The 22,298-nt window shown below is 72.9% G+C and carries 21 protein-coding genes; 11 read left to right on the top strand and 10 right to left on the bottom strand.

The genetic code is table 11. The features are described 5' to 3' along the window. Positions 1–9 precede the first annotated feature (9 nt). Both ACFYO5_RS21755 and ACFYO5_RS21750 read left to right on the top strand, forming a co-directional pair. Positions 10–426 (top strand): SseB family protein, encoded by a 417-nt coding sequence (locus tag ACFYO5_RS21755; protein ID WP_356567915.1) that lies wholly within the window; start codon positions 10–12, stop codon positions 424–426. Positions 427–843: 417 nt separating this feature from the next. After that, the gene (locus ACFYO5_RS21750; protein WP_388710930.1) at positions 844–1,434 is read left to right on the top strand and encodes a TetR/AcrR family transcriptional regulator; all 591 of its coding nucleotides are present in this window, start codon (positions 844–846) and stop codon (positions 1,432–1,434) included. A 336-nt stretch (positions 1,435–1,770) separates the two neighbouring features. Here the strand turns inward: ACFYO5_RS21750 and ACFYO5_RS21745 are convergent, their stop codons facing one another. Both ACFYO5_RS21745 and ACFYO5_RS21740 read right to left on the bottom strand, forming a co-directional pair. Next, positions 1,771–2,826 carry an SPFH domain-containing protein gene (locus ACFYO5_RS21745; RefSeq protein ID WP_388710927.1) on the bottom strand — a complete coding sequence of 352 codons (1,056 nt, stop codon included), beginning with the start codon at positions 2,824–2,826 and terminating at the stop codon, positions 1,771–1,773. A gap of 3 nt (positions 2,827–2,829) precedes the next feature. Beyond that, positions 2,830–3,261 (bottom strand): NfeD family protein, encoded by a 432-nt coding sequence (locus tag ACFYO5_RS21740; protein WP_388710925.1) that lies wholly within the window; start codon positions 3,259–3,261, stop codon positions 2,830–2,832. A 394-nt stretch (positions 3,262–3,655) separates the two neighbouring features. Between ACFYO5_RS21740 and ACFYO5_RS21735 the strand changes: the two genes are divergently transcribed. Together ACFYO5_RS21735 and ACFYO5_RS21730 are read left to right on the top strand one after the other, a co-directional pair. Next, positions 3,656–4,537: a metalloregulator ArsR/SmtB family transcription factor gene (locus tag ACFYO5_RS21735; RefSeq protein ID WP_388710922.1), complete on the top strand. Its 882-nt coding sequence runs from the start codon at positions 3,656–3,658 to the stop codon at positions 4,535–4,537. Further along, a complete protein-coding gene (locus ACFYO5_RS21730; RefSeq protein WP_388710919.1) occupies positions 4,534–5,136 on the top strand; it encodes a dihydrofolate reductase family protein in 603 nt (200 codons plus the stop codon). The genes ACFYO5_RS21735 and ACFYO5_RS21730 overlap by 4 nt, the downstream gene beginning before the upstream one ends. Before the next feature lie 234 nt (positions 5,137–5,370). Here ACFYO5_RS21730 and ACFYO5_RS21725 read toward each other — a convergent pair whose 3' ends face one another. Further along, on the bottom strand, positions 5,371–5,847 hold the full coding sequence (locus ACFYO5_RS21725) for an SRPBCC family protein (protein ID WP_388710916.1): 477 nt from the start codon (positions 5,845–5,847) through the stop codon (positions 5,371–5,373). A 229-nt stretch (positions 5,848–6,076) separates the two neighbouring features. Here ACFYO5_RS21725 and ACFYO5_RS21720 point away from each other — a divergent pair, with 229 nt between their 5' ends. Continuing rightward, entirely contained in the window at positions 6,077–6,883 is an 807-nt protein-coding gene (locus tag ACFYO5_RS21720) for an alpha/beta fold hydrolase (RefSeq protein WP_388710913.1), read from the top strand. A gap of 75 nt (positions 6,884–6,958) precedes the next feature. Further along, positions 6,959–7,489, top strand: a complete 531-nt coding sequence (locus tag ACFYO5_RS21715; RefSeq protein ID WP_388710911.1) for a GNAT family N-acetyltransferase — start codon at positions 6,959–6,961, stop codon at positions 7,487–7,489. Here ACFYO5_RS21715 and ACFYO5_RS21710 read toward each other — a convergent pair. The 3 genes from ACFYO5_RS21710 to ACFYO5_RS21700 form a co-directional block, all read right to left on the bottom strand. Next, positions 7,486–7,797, bottom strand: coding sequence for an NIPSNAP family protein (locus ACFYO5_RS21710; protein ID WP_388710908.1), 312 nt, complete (start codon positions 7,795–7,797; stop codon positions 7,486–7,488). The two genes, ACFYO5_RS21715 and ACFYO5_RS21710, sit on opposite strands and share 4 nt — an antisense overlap. 173 nt (positions 7,798–7,970) lie before the next feature. Next, complete coding sequence (locus ACFYO5_RS21705) at positions 7,971–9,068, bottom strand: glutamate--cysteine ligase (RefSeq protein WP_388710905.1); 1,098 nt, start codon at positions 9,066–9,068, stop codon at positions 7,971–7,973. Between the two features lie 302 nt (positions 9,069–9,370). Continuing rightward, the gene (locus tag ACFYO5_RS21700; protein ID WP_388710902.1) at positions 9,371–10,213 is read right to left on the bottom strand and encodes an MBL fold metallo-hydrolase; all 843 of its coding nucleotides are present in this window, start codon (positions 10,211–10,213) and stop codon (positions 9,371–9,373) included. A 315-nt stretch (positions 10,214–10,528) separates the two neighbouring features. On the opposite strand from ACFYO5_RS21700, the gene ACFYO5_RS21695 reads away from it, so the two are divergent. Next, the gene (locus ACFYO5_RS21695) at positions 10,529–10,672 is read left to right on the top strand and encodes a hypothetical protein (protein ID WP_356567939.1); all 144 of its coding nucleotides are present in this window, start codon (positions 10,529–10,531) and stop codon (positions 10,670–10,672) included. Positions 10,673–10,934: 262 nt separating this feature from the next. Here the strand turns inward: ACFYO5_RS21695 and ACFYO5_RS21690 are convergent, their stop codons facing one another. The 3 genes from ACFYO5_RS21690 to ACFYO5_RS21680 form a co-directional block, all read right to left on the bottom strand. Then, a complete protein-coding gene (locus ACFYO5_RS21690) occupies positions 10,935–13,406 on the bottom strand; it encodes a S9 family peptidase (RefSeq protein ID WP_388710899.1) in 2,472 nt (823 codons plus the stop codon). Then, on the bottom strand, positions 13,379–15,163 hold the full coding sequence (locus ACFYO5_RS21685) for an N-acetylglutaminylglutamine amidotransferase (RefSeq protein ID WP_388710896.1): 1,785 nt from the start codon (positions 15,161–15,163) through the stop codon (positions 13,379–13,381). The genes ACFYO5_RS21690 and ACFYO5_RS21685 overlap by 28 nt, the downstream gene beginning before the upstream one ends. A gap of 249 nt (positions 15,164–15,412) precedes the next feature. Then, positions 15,413–16,624 carry a glutamate--cysteine ligase gene (locus ACFYO5_RS21680; RefSeq protein ID WP_388710893.1) on the bottom strand — a complete coding sequence of 404 codons (1,212 nt, stop codon included), beginning with the start codon at positions 16,622–16,624 and terminating at the stop codon, positions 15,413–15,415. Positions 16,625–16,953: 329 nt separating this feature from the next. Here ACFYO5_RS21680 and ACFYO5_RS21675 point away from each other — a divergent pair, with 329 nt between their 5' ends. The 4 genes from ACFYO5_RS21675 to ACFYO5_RS21660 all read left to right on the top strand — a co-directional run bounded on the left by ACFYO5_RS21675 (position 16,954) and on the right by ACFYO5_RS21660 (position 21,335). Beyond that, positions 16,954–17,679, top strand: coding sequence for a GAF and ANTAR domain-containing protein (locus tag ACFYO5_RS21675; protein WP_388710890.1), 726 nt, complete (start codon positions 16,954–16,956; stop codon positions 17,677–17,679). 116 nt (positions 17,680–17,795) lie between these two features. After that, the gene (locus tag ACFYO5_RS21670) at positions 17,796–18,296 is read left to right on the top strand and encodes a GNAT family N-acetyltransferase (protein WP_388710887.1); all 501 of its coding nucleotides are present in this window, start codon (positions 17,796–17,798) and stop codon (positions 18,294–18,296) included. A gap of 457 nt (positions 18,297–18,753) precedes the next feature. Beyond that, the gene (locus ACFYO5_RS21665) at positions 18,754–20,535 is read left to right on the top strand and encodes an aminotransferase class I/II-fold pyridoxal phosphate-dependent enzyme (RefSeq protein ID WP_388710884.1); all 1,782 of its coding nucleotides are present in this window, start codon (positions 18,754–18,756) and stop codon (positions 20,533–20,535) included. Then, positions 20,532–21,335 (top strand): phosphatidate cytidylyltransferase, encoded by an 804-nt coding sequence (locus ACFYO5_RS21660; protein WP_388710881.1) that lies wholly within the window; start codon positions 20,532–20,534, stop codon positions 21,333–21,335. Before ACFYO5_RS21665 ends, ACFYO5_RS21660 begins: the two co-directional genes overlap by 4 nt. 154 nt (positions 21,336–21,489) lie before the next feature. On the opposite strand, the gene ACFYO5_RS21655 is transcribed toward ACFYO5_RS21660, so the two are convergent. Then, positions 21,490–22,158, bottom strand: a complete 669-nt coding sequence (locus ACFYO5_RS21655) for a hypothetical protein (RefSeq protein ID WP_388710878.1) — start codon at positions 22,156–22,158, stop codon at positions 21,490–21,492. Positions 22,159–22,298: the final 140 nt, after the last annotated feature.

Below are 22,298 nucleotides of genomic sequence, written 5' to 3'. Positions count from 1 at the left end.
GGTGAGGCCATGCGCGACGACAGCATCCCCGAGGAACTGCTGGTGACGGCCGCACAGGAGGCGCTGCGCGACCTCAACCGCACCCCCGACGACCGGGCGGTGCTGGACACCCTGGTCGCCTGCGACATCCTCGTCCCGGAGCCGGACGAGTTCATCGCCCGCCGTTCCCCCGAGGAGGGCCGGCTGACCCTCCCGGTGATCGACGACCCGCCGCAACCGCATACGGTCCCCGTCTTCACATCGGTGGAGCGCATGCTCGAGGCGCTCCCCGACGTACGCATCGGGCACCAGATACCGCTCGGTCTGCTGGCGGCGAACTGGCCCACCGACGAGGATCTGGCACTCGCCATCGACCTCGGCCACCCCGACGGCCTGATCTTCGCCGGCCAGGACGTACACACCTTGCTCGTTCCGCCCTGGCGGTGACCGGCCGTCGCTTCCCGGAGGTGTTCTGTCGCCGCCGTCGGCCGAGGGGCTCAGCGGCGCCGCAGAGCCGGGTCGAGCGGTGCGGGCGGGGTGTCGTGCTTCTCGCGTGCGGCCAGGGCGGCGCCCGGGGAGACGACGACGGATGGCGATGGCCTCACCCCGTGTGGTGCGTCCGATCGTGCCGAAGTTCATCGCGCCGAGCACGAGCGAGCCGACCTGTACACCGACCGGTGCGCCACGGGGTGCGGTAGCGCATGACCGTGTCTCCTCCGTGGACGGGTGAGGCTGCGGTGGCGAACCCGTGGCTTGGTGGTCGGTCCGTGCTCTGGCATCATGAGCAAGCGGAACCCTGTTCCGGAACAGGAAATATCAGACACCGTTCCGCTGTGCAGGGCCGGTGACGGAAGGAGCCGAGCGGTGAACGACAGCGATGAGCGCACGGGAGAGGCGGCGCAGTCCCAGCGGAAGGACGCCCGGCGCAACAAGGAAACCCTTCTCGACGCGGCCGCCGCCGTTTTCGTCGCCTCGGGCGTGGAGGCTCCGGTCCGCGACATCGCGGCCCGGGCCGGCGTCGGACTGGGCACGATCTACCGGCACTTCCCGACCCGGGCCGACCTCATCATCGCCGTCTACCGGCACCAGGTCGAAGCCTGCGCCGAGGCCGGTCCGGCCCTGCTGGCGACCAGCCCGACCCCGCACGCCGCCCTGGCCCGATGGATCAACCTCTTCGTCGACTTCCTGGTCACCAAGCACGGTCTCGCCGCCGTGCTCCAGTCCGACAACGCCGGCTTCGACGCGCTGCACGCCTACTTCCTCGACCGCCTCGTGCCCGTCTGCGCCCAGCTGCTCGAAGCCGCCGCGGCCGCCGACGAGATCCACTACGACCTGGAGGCCTACGCCCTGATGCGCGGCGTCGGAAACCTCTGCATCGGCGCGGAGAGCGACCCCCGCTACGACGCGCGCCGACTGGTCGAGGTCCTCGTCGCGGGACTGCGCGGCGCGAACTGACCAGCGGTCAGGCAGCGCCGTCCCCGGCGGCGTCACCGTGACCGGGGCGGGCGCTCGGCGTCAGGGAAGCCCGGATCACCCGCGCCGTCACACCTGCCGCCCGGCTCGTGTGGCGCTTCCGGGTGCGTGATCGCTACTTCCTCAGCCCGTCCTGGCCGAAGGCGTCGGGAACGGACAGGGTGCCCCGGCGGTCGACCGGCCAGGCTTTGACGACGGCCCCTCCCCACGACGTCAGCCCCAACGAGCGCAGGTCTCGGTGACGACCAGCCCCCAGAGCCCCGGCACCCCGACGGGTCGGCGCAGGCGGTCGTCCCCTCGGCGCCACGGCGGCACCGATCACCCGTTTCCGGGTGTCCGGTCGTCCGGGAGGGCGACGGGGCTGACGGAGGTGACGCCGTCGGCCTTGGCCGCGTCGGCGAGGGCCTCGGCAGCCGCCTCCGCTGCCTGCGCGGCGTCGTTGGCGGCCTGGGCCACCCCGTCGTCCGGGCGCTTCTCGCGGGTGGCCGGCGACTGGGGCAGCACGTCGGTGAACGCCCGGGAGACGTCGCGGAGTGCGGAGGTGATCTCGCTGGGAATCACCCAGAAGTTGTTGCCCGGCCCCTGGGCGAGGTGGGGCAGTGTCTGGAGGTACTGGTAGGCGAGCAGCTTGGGATCGGGGTCGTTGCGGTGCACGGCCTGGAACACCTCGTCGATGGCCCGGGACTGTCCTTCGGCCTGGAGGATCGCGGCCGTGCGGTTGCCCTCCGCGCGCAGGACGGCGGCCTGCTTGTCACCTTCGGCGGTCAGGATCTGCGACTGGCGCTGGCCTTCGGCCCCGAGGATCGCGGCCCGCTTGTCCCGCTCGGCCCGCATCTGCTTCTGCATCGCGTCCTTGATGGACTGGGGAGGGTCGATGGCCTTGATCTCGACCCGGTTGACCCTGAGGCCCCATTTCCCGGTGGCCTCGTCCAGCACTCCGCGGAGCTGGCTGTTGATGGTGTCGCGTGAGGTGAGGGTCTTCTCCAGGTCCATGGAGCCCACCACGTTGCGCAAGGTGGTGACGGTGAGCTGCTCGACCGCCTGGAGGAAGTTGGCGATCTCGTAGAAGGCCGCTCGGGGGTCGGTGACCTGGAAATACAGGACGGTGTCGATCTCGACGACGAGGTTGTCCTCGGTGATGACCGGCTGCGGTTTGAAGGAGACGACCTGTTCCCGGAGGTCGATCACCGGATACACGCGGTCGATGTACGGGATCACGAGGCTGAGGCCGGGTTTCAGCGTCCGGTGGTAGCGGCCGAGTCGTTCGACGTTGCGAGCGCGCGCCTGGGGCACGATGCGCACCGCCCGCACCACGGTGAAGACCGCGATCAGCGCGACGATCAGGCCGGCGATGAGGAACGCCGAAGCTTCCATGGTTCACTCCCGGGGGTAGACGAGTGCGGTGGAGCCGCTGATCTCCATGACGTCGACGGCCGTTCCAGGGGGGATCACCAACGTCTCGTCGTAGGCGCGCGCCGTCCACTCCTCCCCCTCGATGCGGACTCTGCCACCGAGGCCGGTCACTTCCGAGACGACGTAGGCGGACTTCCCGATCAACGCGTCGATGCCGAACCGCTCCGTCTGGGGCTGCGACAGATGCCGCAGCGCGACGGGGCGCAGGAACACCACGCCGAGGGTGGCGACGACGGTGAACACCAGGAACTGGAAGGGCGCCGGCAGCCCCAGGGCAGCGGTGCCGGCCGTGACCAGCGCGGCCGCGCCGAGCATGCCGAGCGCGGTGGTGAGCGTGAAGATCTCCGCCACGGCAAGGAACCCCGCAACGATCAACCAGACCAGCCAGGGATCCATAGGGCCCCCTTCCGAGGACGCGAGCGCGTGAACGCGGGTCGCACCGTCCATGGTGACCGACAGGGCGGGTGGGTCGCGTCCGTCGGTCGGCGGAGGTGCTCGCAAGGCGTGGTCGCGGACCTCACCGCGGCACCGGCACCCCGGGCGAGCGCGTCACGCTCTCCTGTTGGGAGACCTCTACCCATCCCGGACCTCTACCCATCCCCGCCCCGGGAAATCGAAACGTGAACTCCGCGCTCAGGCATCGGAGCAGGAGGTCGCAGCGACCCCGCACAGTGCGCCCACCCGGATTCGTCGCACGGTGGGTCCATGGCTGGACAGGAGTCTCTGCCACGACGCCACGACCCCCACATATTCCTTGACACGAATATTCTCTGGCGTGAATACTTGCGGCATGGACGCAGACGCACTCCTCACCGCACTCGCCGATCCCGCCCGCTGGCGGCTCGTGCACCTCCTGGCGGAGCGGCCGCGGCCGGTCGGCGTCCTCGCCCAGCTCGCCGGGGCGCGTCAGCCGCAGACCACCAAGCACCTGCAGACCCTTGAGCGCGCCGGCGTGGTCACCTCTCAGCGCACCGGCCGGCGCCGCGTCTACGCCCTCCGGTCCGCCCCCCTGCGGGACCTGGCGGCCGCGCTCGACCGGCTCGCCGGCTCCGCCGACCGGCCCGGCGGGGCGAACGAGACCCACGACCGCTACGGGGCCGGCCTTGAGGCGGAGCGGCTCGCCGCCGAGCAGCCGGGGTGGGCCGACGGGCGCTCGTTCACGTTCCGCCGGTCGCTGGCCGCGCGGCCCGACCTGGTGTGGCGCCACCTGACCGAGGCCCCCCTGCTCACCAGGTGGTGGACGCCCGACGACCTGCGCGTCTCGGAGCTGATCTTCGAGGCGCGGCCGGGCGGACGGATCGTCCAGGAGTACCGCGACGTGGAGGACACCCAGGGCCTCGACCCGGTGGCCGGGCGAGCGGAGGGAACCGTCGACGACGTACGCCCCGGTGAGCGTCTCGCCTACCGGCTCTCACCGCTCCTTCCCGACGGGAGCCTCGCCTTCACCGCCCACCTGGACCTGGGACTGCGGCCCACCGACGCGGGCACCGACCTCGACGTCCGTTACCGGATCACCGACAGCACGGTCGACTCCGCGGACTTCGTCGCGGGCATCGAGATCGGCTTCGGCCAGAGCCTCGACAAGCTCGCGGCCACCCTCACCGACGAGGCGCACGACACCGACACCGGCGCCAACGCCGACACCGACACCGACACAAGGAGTACGAAATGACCGAGCAGACCGCGGGCCGCCGCATCGTCACCAACATGGCGCTCTCCCTCGACGGCCGCTACGCCGGACCGGACAGCCCCGAGGACATGGGCTGGGTGATGCCGTACGCCCACACGGACGTCGCCCGCGACCACCTGACCAGCCTCTGGGAGCCCGCGACGACGGCTCTGCTCGGGCGGGTCAACGCCGAGGGGTTCCTCGGGTTCTGGCCGACCGTCATCGGTATGGAAGGGGTCGACCCGCGCGACGAGGCCTTCGCGAAGTGGCTCGTCGGCACCGAGAAGGTGGTGCTCTCCTCCACCCTCGGCGACGCGCCGTGGGAGCGGAGCACGGTCGTGGACAGACCGGCCGCAGAGGTGGTCGCCGATCTCAGGGCCACCGGCGACGGCGACGTCCTCGTCCTGTCCAGCGCGAGCGTCATCAAGGCGCTGCTGGCGGCGGACGAGGTCGACCGGCTGGCGCTCACGGTCTTCCCGGTCTTCCTCGGCGGCGGACCGCGCCTCTTCGACGACGGCCTCCCCACGGGTCGGTGGACGCTCGTCAGCCAGGCCGTCGGCGATCACGGCACCCTGGCTCTGGTCTACGACCGCGTCCGCTGAGTCCGCCGCATACCGCCCGCACGCGCCGAGCCCGTGGTCGGCTGCCGTACCCGGCACGGCCTGAGTCTCGTCACCGCTTCGGCGCCCTGGCACCGGGGGCGGGAGCACAGCGGCATCCCCGTCCCCCGGTACCGAAGCCTGGCGCATCTCGCCGTCATCGCTCCGCCGGAGCCGCCGCGGTCCGTCCGGCCGCTCGCGCGGCGGGTGCCGCGGACCACGAGCGGGATCGCCGTGTCAGAGGGAGGGGCCGGCGTCGCCCGGCCTGATGCGGCCGCGCCACGCTCCGGACTCGCTTCCGCGTTCCTCGACGTACTCCTTGAAGCGCTTCATGTCCCCCTTGACGCGCCGGTCGATCGTGCCGAGCACATCCGCGACCTTCTCCACCGCACCGCTGGGCTCGATGTCCATCACCAGCTCCACCCGGGTGTGCGTGTCGTCCAGGCGCTCGAAGCGGACCGTGCCCTTCTGCTGGGTGTCGCCACTGGTGGTGCGCCATGTGATGCGTTCGTCGGCGAGCTGGTCGACGATCTCGGTGTCGAACTCGCGCCGAGTTCCACCGATCTTGGTCGTCCAGTGGTTGTGGCGGTCGTCCACCTGCCTGACTTCCTCCACCCCCTCCATGAATCGCGGGAACTCCTCGAACTGCGTCCACTGGTTGTAGGCGGTGTGGACCGGAACGTCGACCTCGACCGTTTCCTTGACCGTACCCATCTGCGCGCTCCGTTCTCCATGGTGACGCCAGGGCCGTCGGCCACGAGGCGGTCACCCCTCAGACAGTCGGCCCGACGGCGGTCGGGCCCGTGGCGACGAGTACCCGACGTGCCGCCGAATACGACCGCGCGGTCCAGGTCTCCCGATCGGGTCCCGTGTTGCGGGCCGTCCGGCCGGGCGAGGAGACTGGAATCACCGGCGGCAGTCGCGGTCGAGGAGGCCTGGACCCATGGGCACATACGTGCAGCTCCCCGGTGTGCGGACCTGGTACGAGTCCGAGGGCACCGGCGACGCGCTGCTCCTTCTGCACGGCGGTCTCTGCACGAACGACACATGGGGGCCGCAGCGAGCCGCGTTCGCGGAGCGGTACCGCGTCCTCCTTCCCGAGCGCCGCGGGCACGGCCACACCCCCGATGTCGACGGACCGCTCTCCTACCTCGCCATGGCCGAGGACACCATCGACTTCATCGAGGCGGTCGTCGAGGGTCCGGCCCATCTCGTGGGGTGGAGCGACGGCGGGATCGTGGCGCTGCTGGTCGCCCTCGCCCGTCCGGAGCTGGTCCGGAAGGTCGCGGTCATGGGGGCCAACTTCCTGCCGGGTCCGGAGAGTTCCGCGGCACCGGAGATGCTCGACCACCTCAGTCCCGACGCTCCGGACATGGCGATGTTCCGCGACATGTACGAGGCCACGTCGCCCGACGGTCCCGCGCACTGGCCGATCGTCGCGGGGAAGGTGGTCGACATGATCCGCACCCAGCCCACGATCTCCACCGACGACCTGGGACGCATCCGCGCACCCACCCTGGTGATGGTCGCAGACGACGACCTGGTGACGCTGGAACACACCATCGCCCTGTACCGCGCCGTCCCCGACGCCGAGCTGGCCGTCGTCCCCGGAACCTCGCACGCGCTGCCCATGGAGAAGCCCGAGCAGGTCAACCGCCTCGTCCTGGACCACCTCGGGCACGATCCGGTCCCGACGTTCTTCCCCGTTCGGCGCGCCCGGTCGACGGCGGCGGGCGGTGCCCCGTCGTGACACGAGCGGACGAGAGACCGACGAGAGGCTCCCGCCCGCACGCCTCGGCGCCCTCCGATGCGTAATACTCCCCTCATGAAGTCGAGTGTTACGCCACGGATCGGGACGAGCACCGTACGGCGGGCCGTGGCGAGGGACGCCAAGCGGCTCACGCGGCTCGTCCGCGGTTCGCGCGCATACGAGGGGCAGTACGCGGCGATGGTCGCGGACTACCGGGTGGGCCGCGACTACATCGAGGCCCATCGCGTCTTCGTGGCCGTCGAGGGCGACGGGCCCGACGGCCGCGTCCTCGGTTTCTACTCGCTGCTCCTCGCCGCACAGGAACTCGACCTGCTGTTCGTCGCCGACGAGGCGCAGGGACGGGGCATCGGGCGGCTGCTCGTCGCACACATGGAGTCCGAGGCGCGCGCCGCGGGGCTCGACCGTGTCCGAGTGGTGTCGCATCCTCCGGCAGAGGGTTTCTACCGCGGCGTGGGTGCGGTGCGCACCGGGACCGCGCCCGCGAGCCCACCCGCCGTCGGGTGGGACCGCCCCGAGTTCGCGTTCGTCATCCCGCCGGCCGTGCCCGCGACCGACCGCGACCGCGCCGCCCCCGCCGGTGCCTAGGACACACCGTCCAGCGGCCGGAGGAACCGGCGCTCGTACCGCTTGATGCAGCCGGTGCTGCGGGCCAGTTCGAAGGCGGCCAGGCACTCCGGGTCCGACATGCTGTCCGTGCGGTACCGCTCGTACGCGGCGAGGCTGGGGAAGGAGAAGAGGGCGTAGGCGATGTCGCTGTCGCCCTCACTCGGCAGGAAGTAGCCGTGGTGCGTCCCGCCGAATCGGTTGACGAGCCCGACCCAGCGACGGCCGTACTCCTCGAAGGCCTCGATCTTGTCGGCGTCGATCTCGTACTTCAGATGAATCGTGATCATGGCTCCATCATGCCGCGCCGCCGCTGAGGGCCCGGAGGCAACGGTGTTCCGGAGGACTCACATGGGACACGCCCTTCCCCGCCGCCTTCCCGCGAGGGCTCTCCTGCCACGATGGCTACGGCGGCTACAGCGGCCACAGCGGCTTCGGCACCCACGGCTCGGGGCGGCCGAGATCATGGCGCGGTGCTTTCCCTGGTGATCAGGTCGACGACGGCGCGCATGCCGCCTTCCGCGAGGGCCACCCGTTGCCGGTCGGCGCCGGTGCCGTTCTGCAGGAGCCGGTGGACGAGGGCGGTGACCTGCCGGGTGTCGCCGGACGCGTCGAGAGCGGGGCCGACATGCCGGAGCAGCCCGCACAGCACGTCACCGGCGCGACGCCGGTCGCCACTCCGGTCGATCAGGGTGTCCCCGAGCCCGTGCCGGGTGGCGTGCCACATGGCGGCTTGCAGCAGCTCCGGCGCCCAGTCCGGGTAAGGAGCCCGGTCGGTGGCTGCCTCGGCCAGGGCCGTCTCCACCAGGGCACGCACGATTCCGGCGAGCATGACGGCGTCGTCCGCGCGCAACTGGACGTCCAGGCAGCGCACCTCGACCGTCGGATAGCGCTCCGAGAGACGGGCCTGCCAGTACACCTGTCCGGTGTCGGAGATCAGACCGCTCTCCAGCAGGCGCTCCACCCGGCGGTCGTAGTCTTCCGCGTCGCGGAAGACCGGAGGGATGCCGGCGACCGGCCAGCGATTGAAGATCACCGTTCGCCAGCTGGCGAACCCCGTGTCGTGGCCGTCCCACAGCGGAGAGTTCGCCGACATCGCCGTCAGCACCGGCAGCCACGTCCGTACCCGGTTCAGCACCTGCACGCCCGCCTCCCGGCTGGGCACGGCGACGTGCACGTGCATGCCGTTGACCAGCTGCTCCGCCACCAGCTGAGGCGCCTGGACCATCATGGCCCGGTACCGTGCCTCGTCCGTGACGCCCACCGGTCGGCCGTCGCGCAGCGGCGGCGTCGCGGCGGCCGCGATCCGGCACCCGTGCTCCTCGGCGGCCGAACCGACGGCGTGCCGCAGCCGCAGCAGGTGCCCACCCACTTCCTCCAGCGTGTCGCACACCGGAGTCGCCACCTCCACCTGCACCTGCAACAGCTCGGACTGCACCTCCTTGCCGCCCGCGATGTCCCCCAGGTCCGCCGCCACGCGCACCTTCTCCGCCTGCTGCACCGGAAGCCCCACGATGGGGTCAACCAGCAGGTACTCCTCTTCCACACCGATCGTGGTCATCGACCGCCCTCTGTTCAGGTCGCCGCCGTGGGACCGGCTCGCGATGCTTCCAGCCCGTGCGGTGGCGTCCATCGCCTCGCGAGACGCACGCCGGGGGCTGCCTCCGAGTGCCGCGATCGCTTCATCACAAACCCAACACATTTGCGGACGAGAAGTCCGGACGCGTGATCATTTCGCTCGCGCGTCGGGCCGTGCGGGGTGGGACCGGCAGCCCGCCTCGTCGACTGGGCCCGGAGGACAGGGCATGCGGCACACGGCACGCGAGCGCGATCGTCCGGTCGGCCCGTGACCCACCTCGGGGGTCAGGCGACCGTGGGCGGGCCGCCGTCCGCCCTGACGGTCGCGTGCTGTCCGTGGCGGCAGTGGACGAGCCGATCGGCCAGTCCGCGCCGTTCCGCCTCGTGGAGGAACGCTTCGAGGGGCGAACGCATCACCGTGTAGTCGCCGTAGTGCACCGGCAGGATCGCACCGGGGCGCAGGCGGCTCGCCAGCTCGGCCCCCTGGGCGCCGTCCATCGTCAACAGGATCCCGCCGGGAAGCAGCGTGCCGCCCAGATGCAGGACGGCCAGATCCACGTCCGGGTAGCGTCGGCCGATCTCGTCGAGGCCGTCGAACAGCAGCGTGTCACCCGATATGTACAGGCGCATCCGGACCGGCCCGCGAAGGGGACCGAACTCCAGCATGCTGCCCATCACCGGTGGCAGCATGCGGCGCAGCAGCCGGTTCCCGGCATGGCGGCCGGGCATGGCGGTGACTCGGACCTGTGTGGTCCGGCCCCGCAGGACGTGGTCCTGCCAGGTGCGCAGGCCGAGGGCGTGGTGGAAGCCGTGGAGTCCTCGGAGCCGGCGTGAGGCGTGCGGGGTGGTGACGACGGGCAACGCGCGGCTCAGGTGACGGCGGGCGACGCGGTCCCAGTGGTCCCCGTGCAGGTGCGACAGGATCACGGCGTCCAGCTCCGGCACCTCGCGGATGTCGAGAGCCGGTTCGGTCAGGCGGCGGCTGACGAGGCCGTAGCCGAGATAGGCGTGCTGACCGCGGTGGAGGAAGTTCGGATCCGTCAGGAGGGTGAGGTCGCCGTAGCGCAGCAGGACCGTCGCGTTGCCGATGAAGTGGATGTGGACCGAGTCGTCGGCCAGTGGAGTCATGGGGAACTCTCCCTCCGGTGCGGTCGGCAGGACGGCCTGTCGCCCACACCCAGTCCGAGAGGGCGGCGGGGCGGCTTCCGGGGCTTCCGGGGCTTCCGGGGCTTCCGGGGCTTCCGGGGCTTCCGGGGCTTCCGGGTGGCGGGTACCCCGGCCCAGTCGACCATCCCGTGTCGGCACACCCCACCGCCCGCCGCTCCTGGTCCGGCAGCGCGGCCAGGGAAGTCTCGATCATGCCCGCGCGGAGAGCGCGGAGTTTCGTCTCGCGGCCGTCGGGAAGTCGGCAGGCCTGTGCAGGGAATCCGGGAAGGAGTGACCATGAGCAGTCCCGAGGCCGAACGCGAGCCGGAGTCCCCCCTGGAGCGGGAGACCGGTGAACGGGACGTTCCTCCGGAGGAGGAAGGGCGCCCCGAGCCGGACACGTCCGACGGCAGCGCCACGGAAGATCCGCAGGAGCCGTAGGACGACGTCACCGGATGACCGCGGCATCGGCGTACACGGCGGTGCCGACTGCGGACCCGCCCCTTCCGGAGCAGACGGAAGCGGCGGGTCCGCGGCTGTGCCGCCCGCCTGACTCCTGCGCCCCGAACGCATCCCGGTTCCGCCGCTCCGGTCACGTCTCCGCGTCTCGGCGCTACCGGTCACGTCTCCACGTCCCGCCGCTACCGATCACCTCACCGCCTCCCGCCGCTACCGGTCACGTCTCCGCGTCCCGGCGCCCCGGTCACGCCTCCACGTGGCGCTGGATCCAGTCGGCCGCCGCCCGTCGGAAGATCCGCCGGCTGTCCGCCCTCAGGAAGTCATGGCCCTCGTTGCGCAGCACCAACAACTCGGCGGCCAGCCCCCGTTCGCGGGCGGCGTGGACGAACTGCTCGGACTCGCCGAGCGGCACATTGGTGTCGTGCTCGCCGTGGACGGCGAGGAGCGGCACCCGGAGCGCGTCGACGCGGGCCATCGGTGACAGCGAGTGGAGCAGTTCGCGGTCGTGCTCCGGATGGCCGTACTTGTGGGCGGCCGATTCCGCGATCCACGGCTCGGTGCCGGCGTAGAAGGTCGCGAAGTCGGACATGCCGCAGGCCGCGACGCCGGTGCGGAACAGCTCCGGGTGCCAGACCAGTGAGGCCATCACCAGGTAGCCGCCGTACGAGCGGCCCATGACGGCCAGCCGCCGGGGATCGGCGAGACGGGCCACGACGGCGTGGGCGGCGCAGTCGGCGACGTCCTGGATGGCCGCGAACCGTCCCTTGCCGAGGTCGGCGTCGACGAACGACCGGCCGTGGCCGGAGGAGCCGCGCACGTCGGGGGCGAAGACGTCCAGGCCGCGGCCCAGCAGCTCGTGGTAGAGCGGGTTGAACACGGGCCTCTCCTGCTCCTCCGGCCCGCCGTGGAGATGGATCACGCAAGGGGCCGGTTCTCCGGCTCCCCGGCCCGGCGCCCGGTAGTACCAGCCGCTCAGCGGCAGTCCGTCGCGTGCCGTCAGCCGCAGCGGCACGGGACGGACGGGTGGCCGGTCCGGTGGGACGGCGTCCTCGTCACGGGACGACCACGGAGTGCGCAGTCCGGACCCGTCGGCGAGCCACCACACGCCGGGGCGGCGCTGGGACCCGGACAGCGCCAGGACCAGTCCGGCCCGGCTGTCGGCCTGCGCGACGCGCGTCACCACCTCGTGCGGCAGGGGCACCGCTCGCGGCGGGCCCGCCAGGGCGTCCCCGGCAGGGGCCCGCGAGATGACGCCGGCGACTTCCAGCTCACTGGCACCGCGGACGTTCCAGGCCAGGGTCACGGTGCGGCCGTCGCGGCCGAAGGCCAGCAGTTCCAGTCCGCAGTCCGCGCGCTCCGCGACGACGTTCAGCCCCAGCCTCTCCCCCGCGGGCGAGAGACGGACGGCGAACAGCGCGGCGAACTCGCGTGCCGCGTCGCTGCGCAGCCACAGCGTCCTGCCGTCCGGCGAGAAACGGCCGATCCACGGATCGCCGTCGGCGACCGGCAGCGCGTACGTGGTCCGCAGGTCGGCGGTGCGGACCACGAGGGCTTCGCGTCGGCCGCGCGGGCCCCGGCGCACCAGTGCGAACCGCCCGTCCTGGCTGATGTCGCACACCCGCAGCGTGGCGGCGCCGCGCTCGACCGCCAGCAGGGCGGGCGCGGCGGCGCCCTCGGGGTCGACGAGGTAGGCGGCCAGTCCTCCGCCGGCCGTGCCGTCCGGCCCGCTCTCGCCGTGCGCGTCCGGGCTTCCCGCGCCGTGGCCCGCCGCGACGCCGTCGTATCCGTCGCCCGTACGGAGCGATACGGCGCGTAGGGCGTCCAGGGCGCGTGGCGCTCCGGCCGGCGGGGCGTCCTGCCGCAGCGGCCCTGGGGCGGTGGCGCCGGTCTCCCTTTCACGGGGGTGGGCGGCGGGGCTGGCGTCTCCGTAGCGCGGGCTGCCCAGCAGCACGGCCCGGCCGTCACGGGAGGCCCAGCCGGCCGCGCGCGGGGTGGTGTAGGTGCCCGGATCGGCGAGTCCCGGCTCCTCCCGGGCTGGCCCCTCCTCCGGGTCACCCGCGGCCCGTGCGAGAACCGGCTCCGCGACGGTGACGGCCAGCGCCGAGCCGTCGTGCTGCCAGCAGCCCAGGTGCGCCGAGCTGCCCGGCTCGGCGCCGGCGAGGACGCGTCGCCCGGTGCCGTCCGGGCGTACGCACAGCACCTGGGTGTGTTCGCCGCCCCCCGGGGCGGTGGTGTAGGCGATCCAGCGGCCGTCCGGCGACCAGGCCACCTCCTTGACCGGGTGCGGGTCGGAGTCGAGCAGCCGCACCTCGTGTCCGTCGACCGGTCCGGTCCACAGTTGCGGCACGCCGCCGCGGTCGCAGATGAACGCGACGGACCTGCCGCTCGGGTCCACCGACGGATACCAGCAGCCGTGGGACGTGAGCCGTTGCGGGGTGTCCCGCGGCCCGGCCGTGTCGGGGAGCGGCACCGGCACCGGCCCCGTGAGAGCCGTCACCGCGACGGTGGCCGGATCCACGCGGCCGTCGGCCGCCGCGGGCGTCACCACGCGGGGGGCCTCGTGCCAGGAGCGCGGCGGCACCCCCTCGGTGAGGTCCCTGCCGGGGGCGTGGCGCAGCGGAGGGACTCCGAGCAGGTGCGGCCGGACCCCCGTCACCGGGGGCGGGCCGTGCGGCCCCGGCGCCCCGGTCACCTGATCCCGTGCGTCTGCAGCCATATCTCCAGCAACGCTACCTGCCACAGTGCGTTCGCCCCACGCCTGCTCCGGTGCTCGTCCGGGGCCGACAGCAGCCTGTCGACGTAGGCCTCCTGGAAGACGCCCCGTGCCTTGGCCTCGGGAGCGGACAGCGCCTCGCGGACGCGTTCCAGGACGGGGCCCGCCATGTGCTTGACGGCCGGGACCGGGAAGTAGCCCTTGGGCCGGTCGACGACCTCCCTGGGGAGAACCTCGCGGCCGGCCGCCTTGAGGACCCCCTTGCCGCCGTCGGCGAGTTTCAGCTCCGGCGGGCAGGCGGCGGCGAGTTCCACCAGCTCGTGGTCGAGGAAGGGGACGCGGGCCTCCAGGCCCCAGTCCATGGTCATGTTGTCGACGCGCTTGACCGGATCGTCGACCAGCATCACGTGGGAGTCGAGCCGCAGCGCCGCGTCGAGGGCGGTCTCGGCGCCCGGCTCCGCCATGTGCTCGCGCACGAAGCGGCCGGACACGTCGTGGTCGGGCAGGAACGCAGGCCGGAGGAGCTCGGCGAGGTCGGCGTGCGACCGGTCGAAGTACGTGTCGGCGTACGCCTCGGGCGCCTGCCGCCTCGGGACGGCGGCCATGGCCGGATACCAGTGGTAGCCGGCGAAGACCTCGTCCGCGCCCTGACCGCTCTGGACGACCTTCACCTCCTTCGCCACCTGCTCCGACAGCAGGTGGAAGGCCACCACGTCGTGGCTGGTCATCGGCTCGCTCATGGCGGCGATCGCCGCGTCCAGCGCCGTCGACACGCGGTCCGAGGGAACCATCAGCTGGTGGTGGTCCGTCCCGAAGTGCCGGGCCACCAGGTCCGAGTAGTGGAACTCGTCGCCCTCCTCGCCGCCCTCCGACTCGAATCCCACACTGAAGGTGGCGAGGTCGCGCTGCCCTTCGTCGGCCAGCAGCGCCACGATCAGACTCGAGTCGAGGCCGCCCGACAGGAGGACGCCCACGGGCACGTCGGCGACCATGCGGCGCCGTACCGCGGTGCGCAGGGCGTCGAGGACCGCGTCGCGCCAGTCGTCGGCGCCCAGGTGCGCGTACTCGTCCCGGCGGGTGTACGACGGCTGCCAGTAGCGGATGTCGCGCTGGCGGCCGTCCGGCTCCACGACGCGCACGGTGGCCGGGGGCAGCTTGCGCACGCCGGCCAGGACGGTACGGGGCGCGGCCACGGTGGCCTGCCAGCTCATGTACTGGTGCAGCGCGACCGGGTCGAGGGAGGTGTCGACGCCGCCGCCCGCGAGGAGCGCCGGCAGCGAGGACGCGAAACGGAGCCGCCCCGGCGCCTGCGCCAGATAGAGCGGCTTGATGCCCAGCCGGTCCCGTCCCAGGACGACGCGGCCGGTGGCCTGTTCCACGATGACGAAGGCGAACATGCCGTACAGGCGGTCGACGCAGGCGGTACCCCACTCCTGGTACGCCTTGAGCAGCACCTCGGTGTCGGAGCCGGAGACGAAGCGGTGGCCCAGACCGCGCAGTTCCGCCCGCAACTCCTGGTAGTTGTAGATGCAACCGTTGAAGACGCCGGCGATCCGCCCCGCGGGGTCGGCCATCGGCTGGGCCCCGTCCTCCGACAGGTCGATGATCTTCAGGCGGCGGTGCCCCAGCGCGGCGGCGCCCTGCGACCACAGACCCCTGCCGTCCGGCCCCCGGGCGGCGAGCCGGTCGGTCATGCGCTCGACCGCCGCCAGGTCGGGGCGTCCGCCGTCGAAACGGACCTCTCCGCTGAGGCCGCACATCAGACCGCACCCCCTCGCCGGGCGCCGTCGGCCAGGCCCGGCCTGGTCGCCGAAGGGGTGCGGGGTGCGCACCGGTACGCGCACGGGCCGATGGGGTGCGGGGTCGTCCTACTGCTGGGCATGGTGAACTGCTCTCCTTGATCGGTCCTCGCCGCACGACGGCGCGAGCCGGGCGTCGTCGCTGCGGCCACCGTCCCGTCGGGGGGCGACGGGCCGGCTCCTGACTTGTTCCGCATGGCCGCGCGGGCGTCAGCCGCCCACGGCTTTCCCCCAGCCCGGCGCCCCGGCCCCGGCCCCGGACACAGCCGGAGCGGCACCGGCCGTCGCGACGGGCCGGTGTACGGCGGCGGGTGCGAGGTCGGGTCCGCGCCGGCCACGGGTCTGGGCGACCAGTGTCTCCACGCCGGCGAGCAGACCGTTCTCCTCGACGACCCCGCGCAGCCGGTGCGCGGCGCTCCCGCCGGCCAGGGCCTCGTCCAGGAGGACGCGTACGGTGTCCCAGTCGCCGAGGGCCTCCAGTGCCGGGCGCAGCCGCCGGAGCATGTCCCGCAGGACGGCGGGGGCCGGCGCGGCGAGGCGGGTGGCCGGGTCGACGAGAACGCCCTCCAGGCCCGCGCGGGCGGCCCGCCAGTTCGCGGCCCGCAGCCATTCGTGGCGTCCGTCGCAGTCGACCCCCTGGCCGCCGGACCGCTCCAGCCGGACGCGCGCGTCCTCGACCAGGGCGCGGAACAGCGCGGCGATGAGCACGACCGTCTCCGCGCGCGGGCAGGCGTCGCAGATGCGCAGCTCCAGGGTCCGCTGGTGATCGGACGGCCGTACGTCGTAGTAGACCATTCCGGGATCGCTGATCACCCCGGAGGCGACGAGGCCCGTGACGGTGGCGTCGTACTCGTCGGCTCCGGCGGAGCAGCCGGCCGGCCCGGAGGTGGGCCACCGCTGCCAGAGCATGGAGCGCCAGCTGGCGTATCCGGTGTCCGCGCCGAGCCAGAAGGGTGAGCTGGCGGACAGGGCCAGCAGCGGGGGCAGCCACGGCGAGATCACGCACATGATCCGTACGGCCGTGTCCCGATCGGCCACGTCGACATGGACCTGTGCGCTGCACACGAGGTGCTCGTCGGCGACCTGGCGGTACTCGTCGGCCATGTGCCGGTAGCGCGGGTCGGCGGTGACGTCGCCGGGTGTGGCTCGGGCGAGCGGCACGGTGCCGGCCGCCACGGCGGCCAGTCCGAGACCGGAGGCCGCCGCGTCCAGCCGCAGCCGCGCCTTGACCACGTCGGCGTGCAGGGAGTCCAGCGAGGCGTGCACCCGGCTGTTCCACTCCACGGCCGACCGTTGTAGCTCGGCCGTGAAATCGGGCCTGCGGCGCAGGCGGCCGAGGACCTCGTCGGCGCGGGGTACCAGCAGCCCGCTCTCGACGTCCACGACATGGAATTCTTCCTCTACCCCTATGCGAACGGCCACGGCTCTCCCTCATCCGCACCGGACGACCACCTGCCGGTCAGGGGACCGACGGCGACCACTGCATGACGCCGAGTTCCCAGAACGTGAGCGGATAAGCCCCACGGGAGCACTTATGCGTCACAGGAGCCACACATGAGCGGCGGCCGAATCATCAGGTCGGTGCGGCCGTCGTGCAGGAGTAGCGTGTGGAGCACAGCAGCGCCCGACGTCGACCGGCGTCAGGCAGTGGTCACACTGGAGGTTGTTCCTTCGGAACGTGGACTCCGTCGACCCCGGTGGCACGACAGATGCCGACCAGAGGGGCCCAGGGCCTTGTGAAGGAAAAAACCATGAACTCCGACGGCACATACGACGGCGGCCGTATCACCCAGTGGCTGCTGGAAACCGACTCCCTCGAGGACTTCCTCCAGTCGCTGGCCGACGCCGCCCTGGAGTTGTCCTGCTCCGACGGCGCCGGAGTGACGTTGGAGCGCGACGGCCGGCCCATCACCGTGGCCAGTGCGGGGGCCGTGGCGGCGAAGCTCGACGAGAAGCAGTACGGGCAGGACGACGGCCCCTGTCTCCAGTCCCTCCGCACCGACGAGGAGGTCTCCGTTCCCGACATGCTCGACGAGAGGCGCTGGGGCGACTACCCCGCCTATGCCGTGTCCTGCGGGATCCGCTCCTCCTTCTCCCTGCCGATCGCCGCGCACACCCACACGGCCGGCGCGCTCAACCTCTACGCCGCTCCGCCCGACGCGTTCGAGCACACCGACCTCGCCGCTCTGCGGTCCCTGGCCGCCCAGGCCACCGGCGGCATCGCCCTGGCCCAACGCATCAACGACACCCAGGAGTTCGCCGAACAACTCAGGACCGCCATGCAGTCCCGCAGCGTCATCGACCAGGCCCTCGGCGTGGTCATGGCCCAGCGACGCTGCACCGCGGACGAGGCCTTCGGCATCCTGCGCACCGCCTCCCAGCACCGCAACGTCAAACTCCGCGACCTCTGCGCCGAACTGATCACCAACCTCACGGGCCGGCCCCCCGCCGCCCCCGAACTGCGGCCCCGTCCCTGACAGTCGCCGGATCGCCCCACCCCGGCGGCCGTGCCTGCCGCCTCGGCCGCGCGGCGGGCGAGAGCGGCGGCCTCGGCCGGCGCCCTCCCAGCCCGCCGTCGTGTGATGCTGATGCCATGAGTGATCAGCGCGGGGTGGCCATCGTCCGTTGGCCTGGCCGGTTCCCTTCGGCCGAGGGCGGGCCGGCCGCCTTGCTGACGGCCTACCATCTGCGCACGGAGGCCGAGAAGGGCGCGGCCGTCGCGGGCGTGGACGAACTGCCCGAACGGTACCGGGCAGAGGTCTCGGACCCGCGGAGCGTCTTCGCCGACGATGTCGTGCTCGTGGCCATGAGCGGGGACACCGCCGTGGGATGCCTGGTGGTGACCGCTCCCGCCGACGGACGGTCGGAGATCAAGAGGCTCTGGACGGACCCGGCCTTCCGGGGCCGGGGCGTCGCCTCCGGTCTGCTCGACGCCGCCCTGGCGCGCGCCTCCGAGGACGGCGTGGGCACCGTGCGACTGTCGGTGTGGAGATGGCGGACCGAGGCCGTCGCCCTGTACGAACGGTTCGGGTTCACCGTGACCGAGTCATGGGACGCTCGCGACCAACTGGTGTGCATGGAGCGCGCGGTGTGAGTGGTCACCGCCCGCCGTCGGGCTGACGCCCCGGCGGTTCGTCCCGCCGGGCCGACGTCGTCCCTCGGCCTCGGCGGCCTCTCCGGCGCGCCCCCGTCCGGCGCGCGGACGGGGGCCGTCGACCAGGGTTTCGTGCCGTTGATCCCCCACTCGTCCCTGGCCTTCGTGGTGCCCGCGCGGATACCGGGCGACGGCCGGTCGTGGTGACGGTCGTGCGTGGTCGGGCAGGTGCCCGCCGGACGGTCCGCGGGGCGGCTGCCGCAGGAGGCGCCGACCGATCCGGGGCAGTGGACGGGACTTCGCGCCGGCCGCTCTCCGTGGCCGCGGGCCACCGGCACGCGGCGGCCGTCCGCGCCTGAGTATCCGTACCTAGTCGATCATGTCGCCCGGCTCAGTCGCGGCCGGTCCGGGTGCCCCAGGCTGACATGGCCCCACCCCCGCGTCGAAAGAGGTGCCCATGGGCCGTGACCTACAGCTGCGCGCTGCCACCGAGTCGGATCTCGCGTGGATCCACGAACTGCGCCACCGGGTGTACGCGGAGGAGTTGGGCCAGCACGCGCCGAATCCGACCGGGCGGCTCAGTGACGGGCTGGACGGTGACAACACGTACCTGGTCGTGGCGTGCGGTGCGGCCCGCGTCGGCTTCGTCAGCCTGACTCCCCCCTGGGCGGGGCGGTACGGGCTGGACAAGTACCTGACCCGCGAGGAGCTGCCGCTGCTGACCGAGGACGATCTCTTCGAGGTGCGCGTCCTCACCGTCGAGCCGCGTTGGCGGGCCACCGCCGCGGCACCGCTGCTGATGTACGCGGCGCTGCGCTGGATCGCCGCCCGGGGTGGCCGCCGGGTCGTGGCGATGGGGCGGACCGAACTGCTCGACATGTACCTGGCCGCGGGCCTGCGACCGGTCGGCCGCACCGTGCGCGGCGGTGCGTTGACGTTCGAGGTGCTGAACGGCGGCGTGGGCGAGTTGACGAGGGTCTCGATGGACCGCTACCGCGCCCTGGTGGAGCGTCTGCGGTCCGCGGTGGACTGGCGGCTGGACGTGCCGTTCGCACCCGGGCCCGACGGCTGCGAGCACGGCGGTGCCTCGTTCACCGCCATCGGCACGGACTTCCGCAGTCTGCATCGCCGCCACGAGGTCGTCGCGGCCGACGTCCTGGACGCCTGGTTCCCGCCGGCCCCCGGGGTGCGGGCGGCGCTCGCGGAGGACCCGGGCTGGGTGGCCCGGACGTCGCCGCCGACCGGCGCCGAGGGCCTGATGGCGGAGATCGCCGCGGTGCGCGGCCTTCCGGTCGAGGCGCTCGCGGTGGGCGCCGGCTCGTCCGACCTGATCTTCCGGGCGTTCGGCCGGTGGCTGACCCCGGAGAGCAGGGTCCTTCTGATGGACCCGGGATACGGCGAGTACGCGCACGTCACCGAGAGGGTGATCGGATGCCGGGTGGACCGGTTCCGGCTGCGCCGGGAGGAGGGCTGGCGGATCGACCCGGCCCGGCTGTCCGCCGTCGTCGGTTCCGGCCGCTACGACCTCGTCGTGATCGTCAACCCGAACAACCCGACCGGACGCCACGCTCCGGCGTCGGAGCTACGATCCCTGATCGCCGCCGCACCGGCCCGGACCCGCTGGTGGATCGACGAGGCCTACCTGGGTTACGTCGACCCGGCCGAGTCGCTCGCCGGGCTCGCCGCGACGGACCCGAGGGTGGTGGTCTGCACCTCGCTGTCGAAGATGTACGCCCTGTCCGGCGTGCGAGCCGCCTACCTGGTGGCCGAGCCCGGCACCGCGGCCGGGATACGCCGGTGGACGCCGCCGTGGCCGGTCGGTCTCCCCGCGCAACTCGCCGCGGTGGCAGCCCTGCGCGACCCGGCACACTACCGCGACCACTGGCTTCGCACGCACACACTGCGGCGTCGGCTGGCCGCCGATCTGGCGGAGTCGGACGAGACCGTGGTGGTCGAGGAGTCGGTGGCGAACTTCCTCTCCGTGACCCTGCCGCCGGGCGGGCCGAGCGCGGCCCGACTGGTCGACGAGTGCCGCCGTCACGACGTGTACCTGCGCGATCTGTCGCCGCTGTCACCGGAGTACCAGGGGCGCACCGTGCGCATCGCGGTCCGCGACGCTGCCGGGAACGACCGGATCGTGGCCGCGTTCCGGGCCGCGCTGGAGCTGCTGCTGCCGTCGCGTTCGGTCTCGCGCGCCTCGGCGGCCGAGGACGTGGCGGCCGCGGGTACCGCCCGGTGACCACCGTGGCCTCGCTGGTGCCCTACCTCGGTGGGGCGCTGGCGCTGAGCGGTGTCGCCGTGGCGGCCTCCCGCCGCCGCGAGCTGCGGATCCGATGGTGTGCCTGGGCGGTGGGCGTGCCGTCGGTCACCGGCGCGTTCTGGCTGGGCCGCCCGGGAGCCGCGGCCGTCGCCGTCGCCGTCGGGGTGATCGCCGTGCTGGAGTACGGCGGGCTGACGCGGCTCGGCCGGGCGGACCGGGTGGTGCTGGCGGCGGCGGTCGCCGGCGTCGTACTCGCCGCTTGGCTGACGCCGGGAGAGGTGCTTCGGGTGGCGGCCGTCGGGGCGCTCGCGGTGGCCGCCGTACCGCTCCTGGCCGGGGACGCCGACCACGGCCTGCGCCGGCTCGGCGCGGGACTGCTCGGCCTGGCGTGGCTGAGCCCCCTGGCCGCGCTGGTGCCGCTCGGGGGGAGCGGGCTCGCGCTGTTCGTCGCGGTCTCCATCGCCGACATCGTGGCGTACTTCGCCGGCAGGCGGCTCGGCGGTCCTCGGCTGTCGTCCCTGTCACCGGCCAAGCGATGGAGCGGGACCCTGGCGGGGGCCGTGGCCGGACTCGGCGTCCTGGCCGTGCTGTCGGCGTTCAGCTGGCCCATGGCCGCGGCGGTCGCGGTCGGCGCCCCGGCCGGGGACCTCCTCGAATCGATGATCAAGAGGGGTGCGCGGGTGAAGGACGCCGGCCGCTGGCTGCCCGGCTCCGGGGGCCTGCTGGACCGGATCGACTCGCTGCTCGTCGCGCTGACCGTCCTGCTCGTCCTGCGCTGACCCGGGCACCGGTGAACCGCCCTGTGGTCCGACGGAGTTGACGCTGTCTCAGGCGCCAGTCCCAGGCCTGATCCTCAGGCTGCGCGAGGGTGCGGTGCGAGGAGGGACCGGGGACGGCCGATCACCGAGGTGGCTCGGCGACCGCGCCACGACGTCACGCGCGCCCGGACCCGGAGCCGACCCCGGACCGGGACTCGAACGCGGACCGGGACTCGGACCCAGACCCGGACTCGGACCCGGCGACGCGCCTCGTCACCCGGAAACGGTGGACGGCCCAGCCGGCGCCCAGCACTGCGGCTGTCCAGACGACGACTTCGGCGAGGAGGACGGACGGGGTCACGGTGGCGTGCGGCCGGGGAGGCATCACGAGCATCTGGGCCGCGGCCCCCAACGGCACCGTCAACGCGGCGAGGAGGCCGGGGAGCCCAGGTCGTCCGACGGTCGCGCCCACCGCCCCGAGGACCGACCCGAACAGCAGGCCCGTCACCGACCACATCAGCGTCTCCCCCGCGAACAGTGCGAACGGTTCCCCGAGGAGGTAGGCGTCCGTCGCGTAGTAGGCCGCCGAGGCCGCTACCAGCGACAGAGCACCGGTCGCCGCGCCCAGGGCCCGGCCGCCGGCCAGCCAGCCCATTCCCACCGCCAGCGCGGCCCAGCACCATCCCGCGTCCATCAGCAGGCTGAGCACCTTGGCGGTCTTGGCCCAGACGGTGCCGGTGAAGCGGGTTCCCAGCTGCGCGTACGGCGACGACAGCGCGTTGACGAACGAGGTGAGCGATCCGAAAACCGACCCGGCCGCCAGGCCACCCACCATGATCCTCATCCCGTCAGCATAGCCACCCTCACGGCTCCGCCTCCGGTCTGCGGCTGCGGCTGCGGCTGCGGCTGCGGCTGCGGCTGCGGCTGCGGCTGCGGCTGCGGCTGCGGCTGCGGCTGCGGCTGCGGCTGCGGCTGCGGCTGCGG

The sequence above is a fragment of the Streptomyces sp. NPDC006259 genome (assembly GCF_042870975.1).
Taxonomy (GTDB): domain Bacteria; phylum Actinomycetota; class Actinomycetes; order Streptomycetales; family Streptomycetaceae; genus Streptomyces.
Note: the sequence above shows the minus strand (reverse complement) of the source record. Positions and strands in the feature narration are given on the sequence as shown.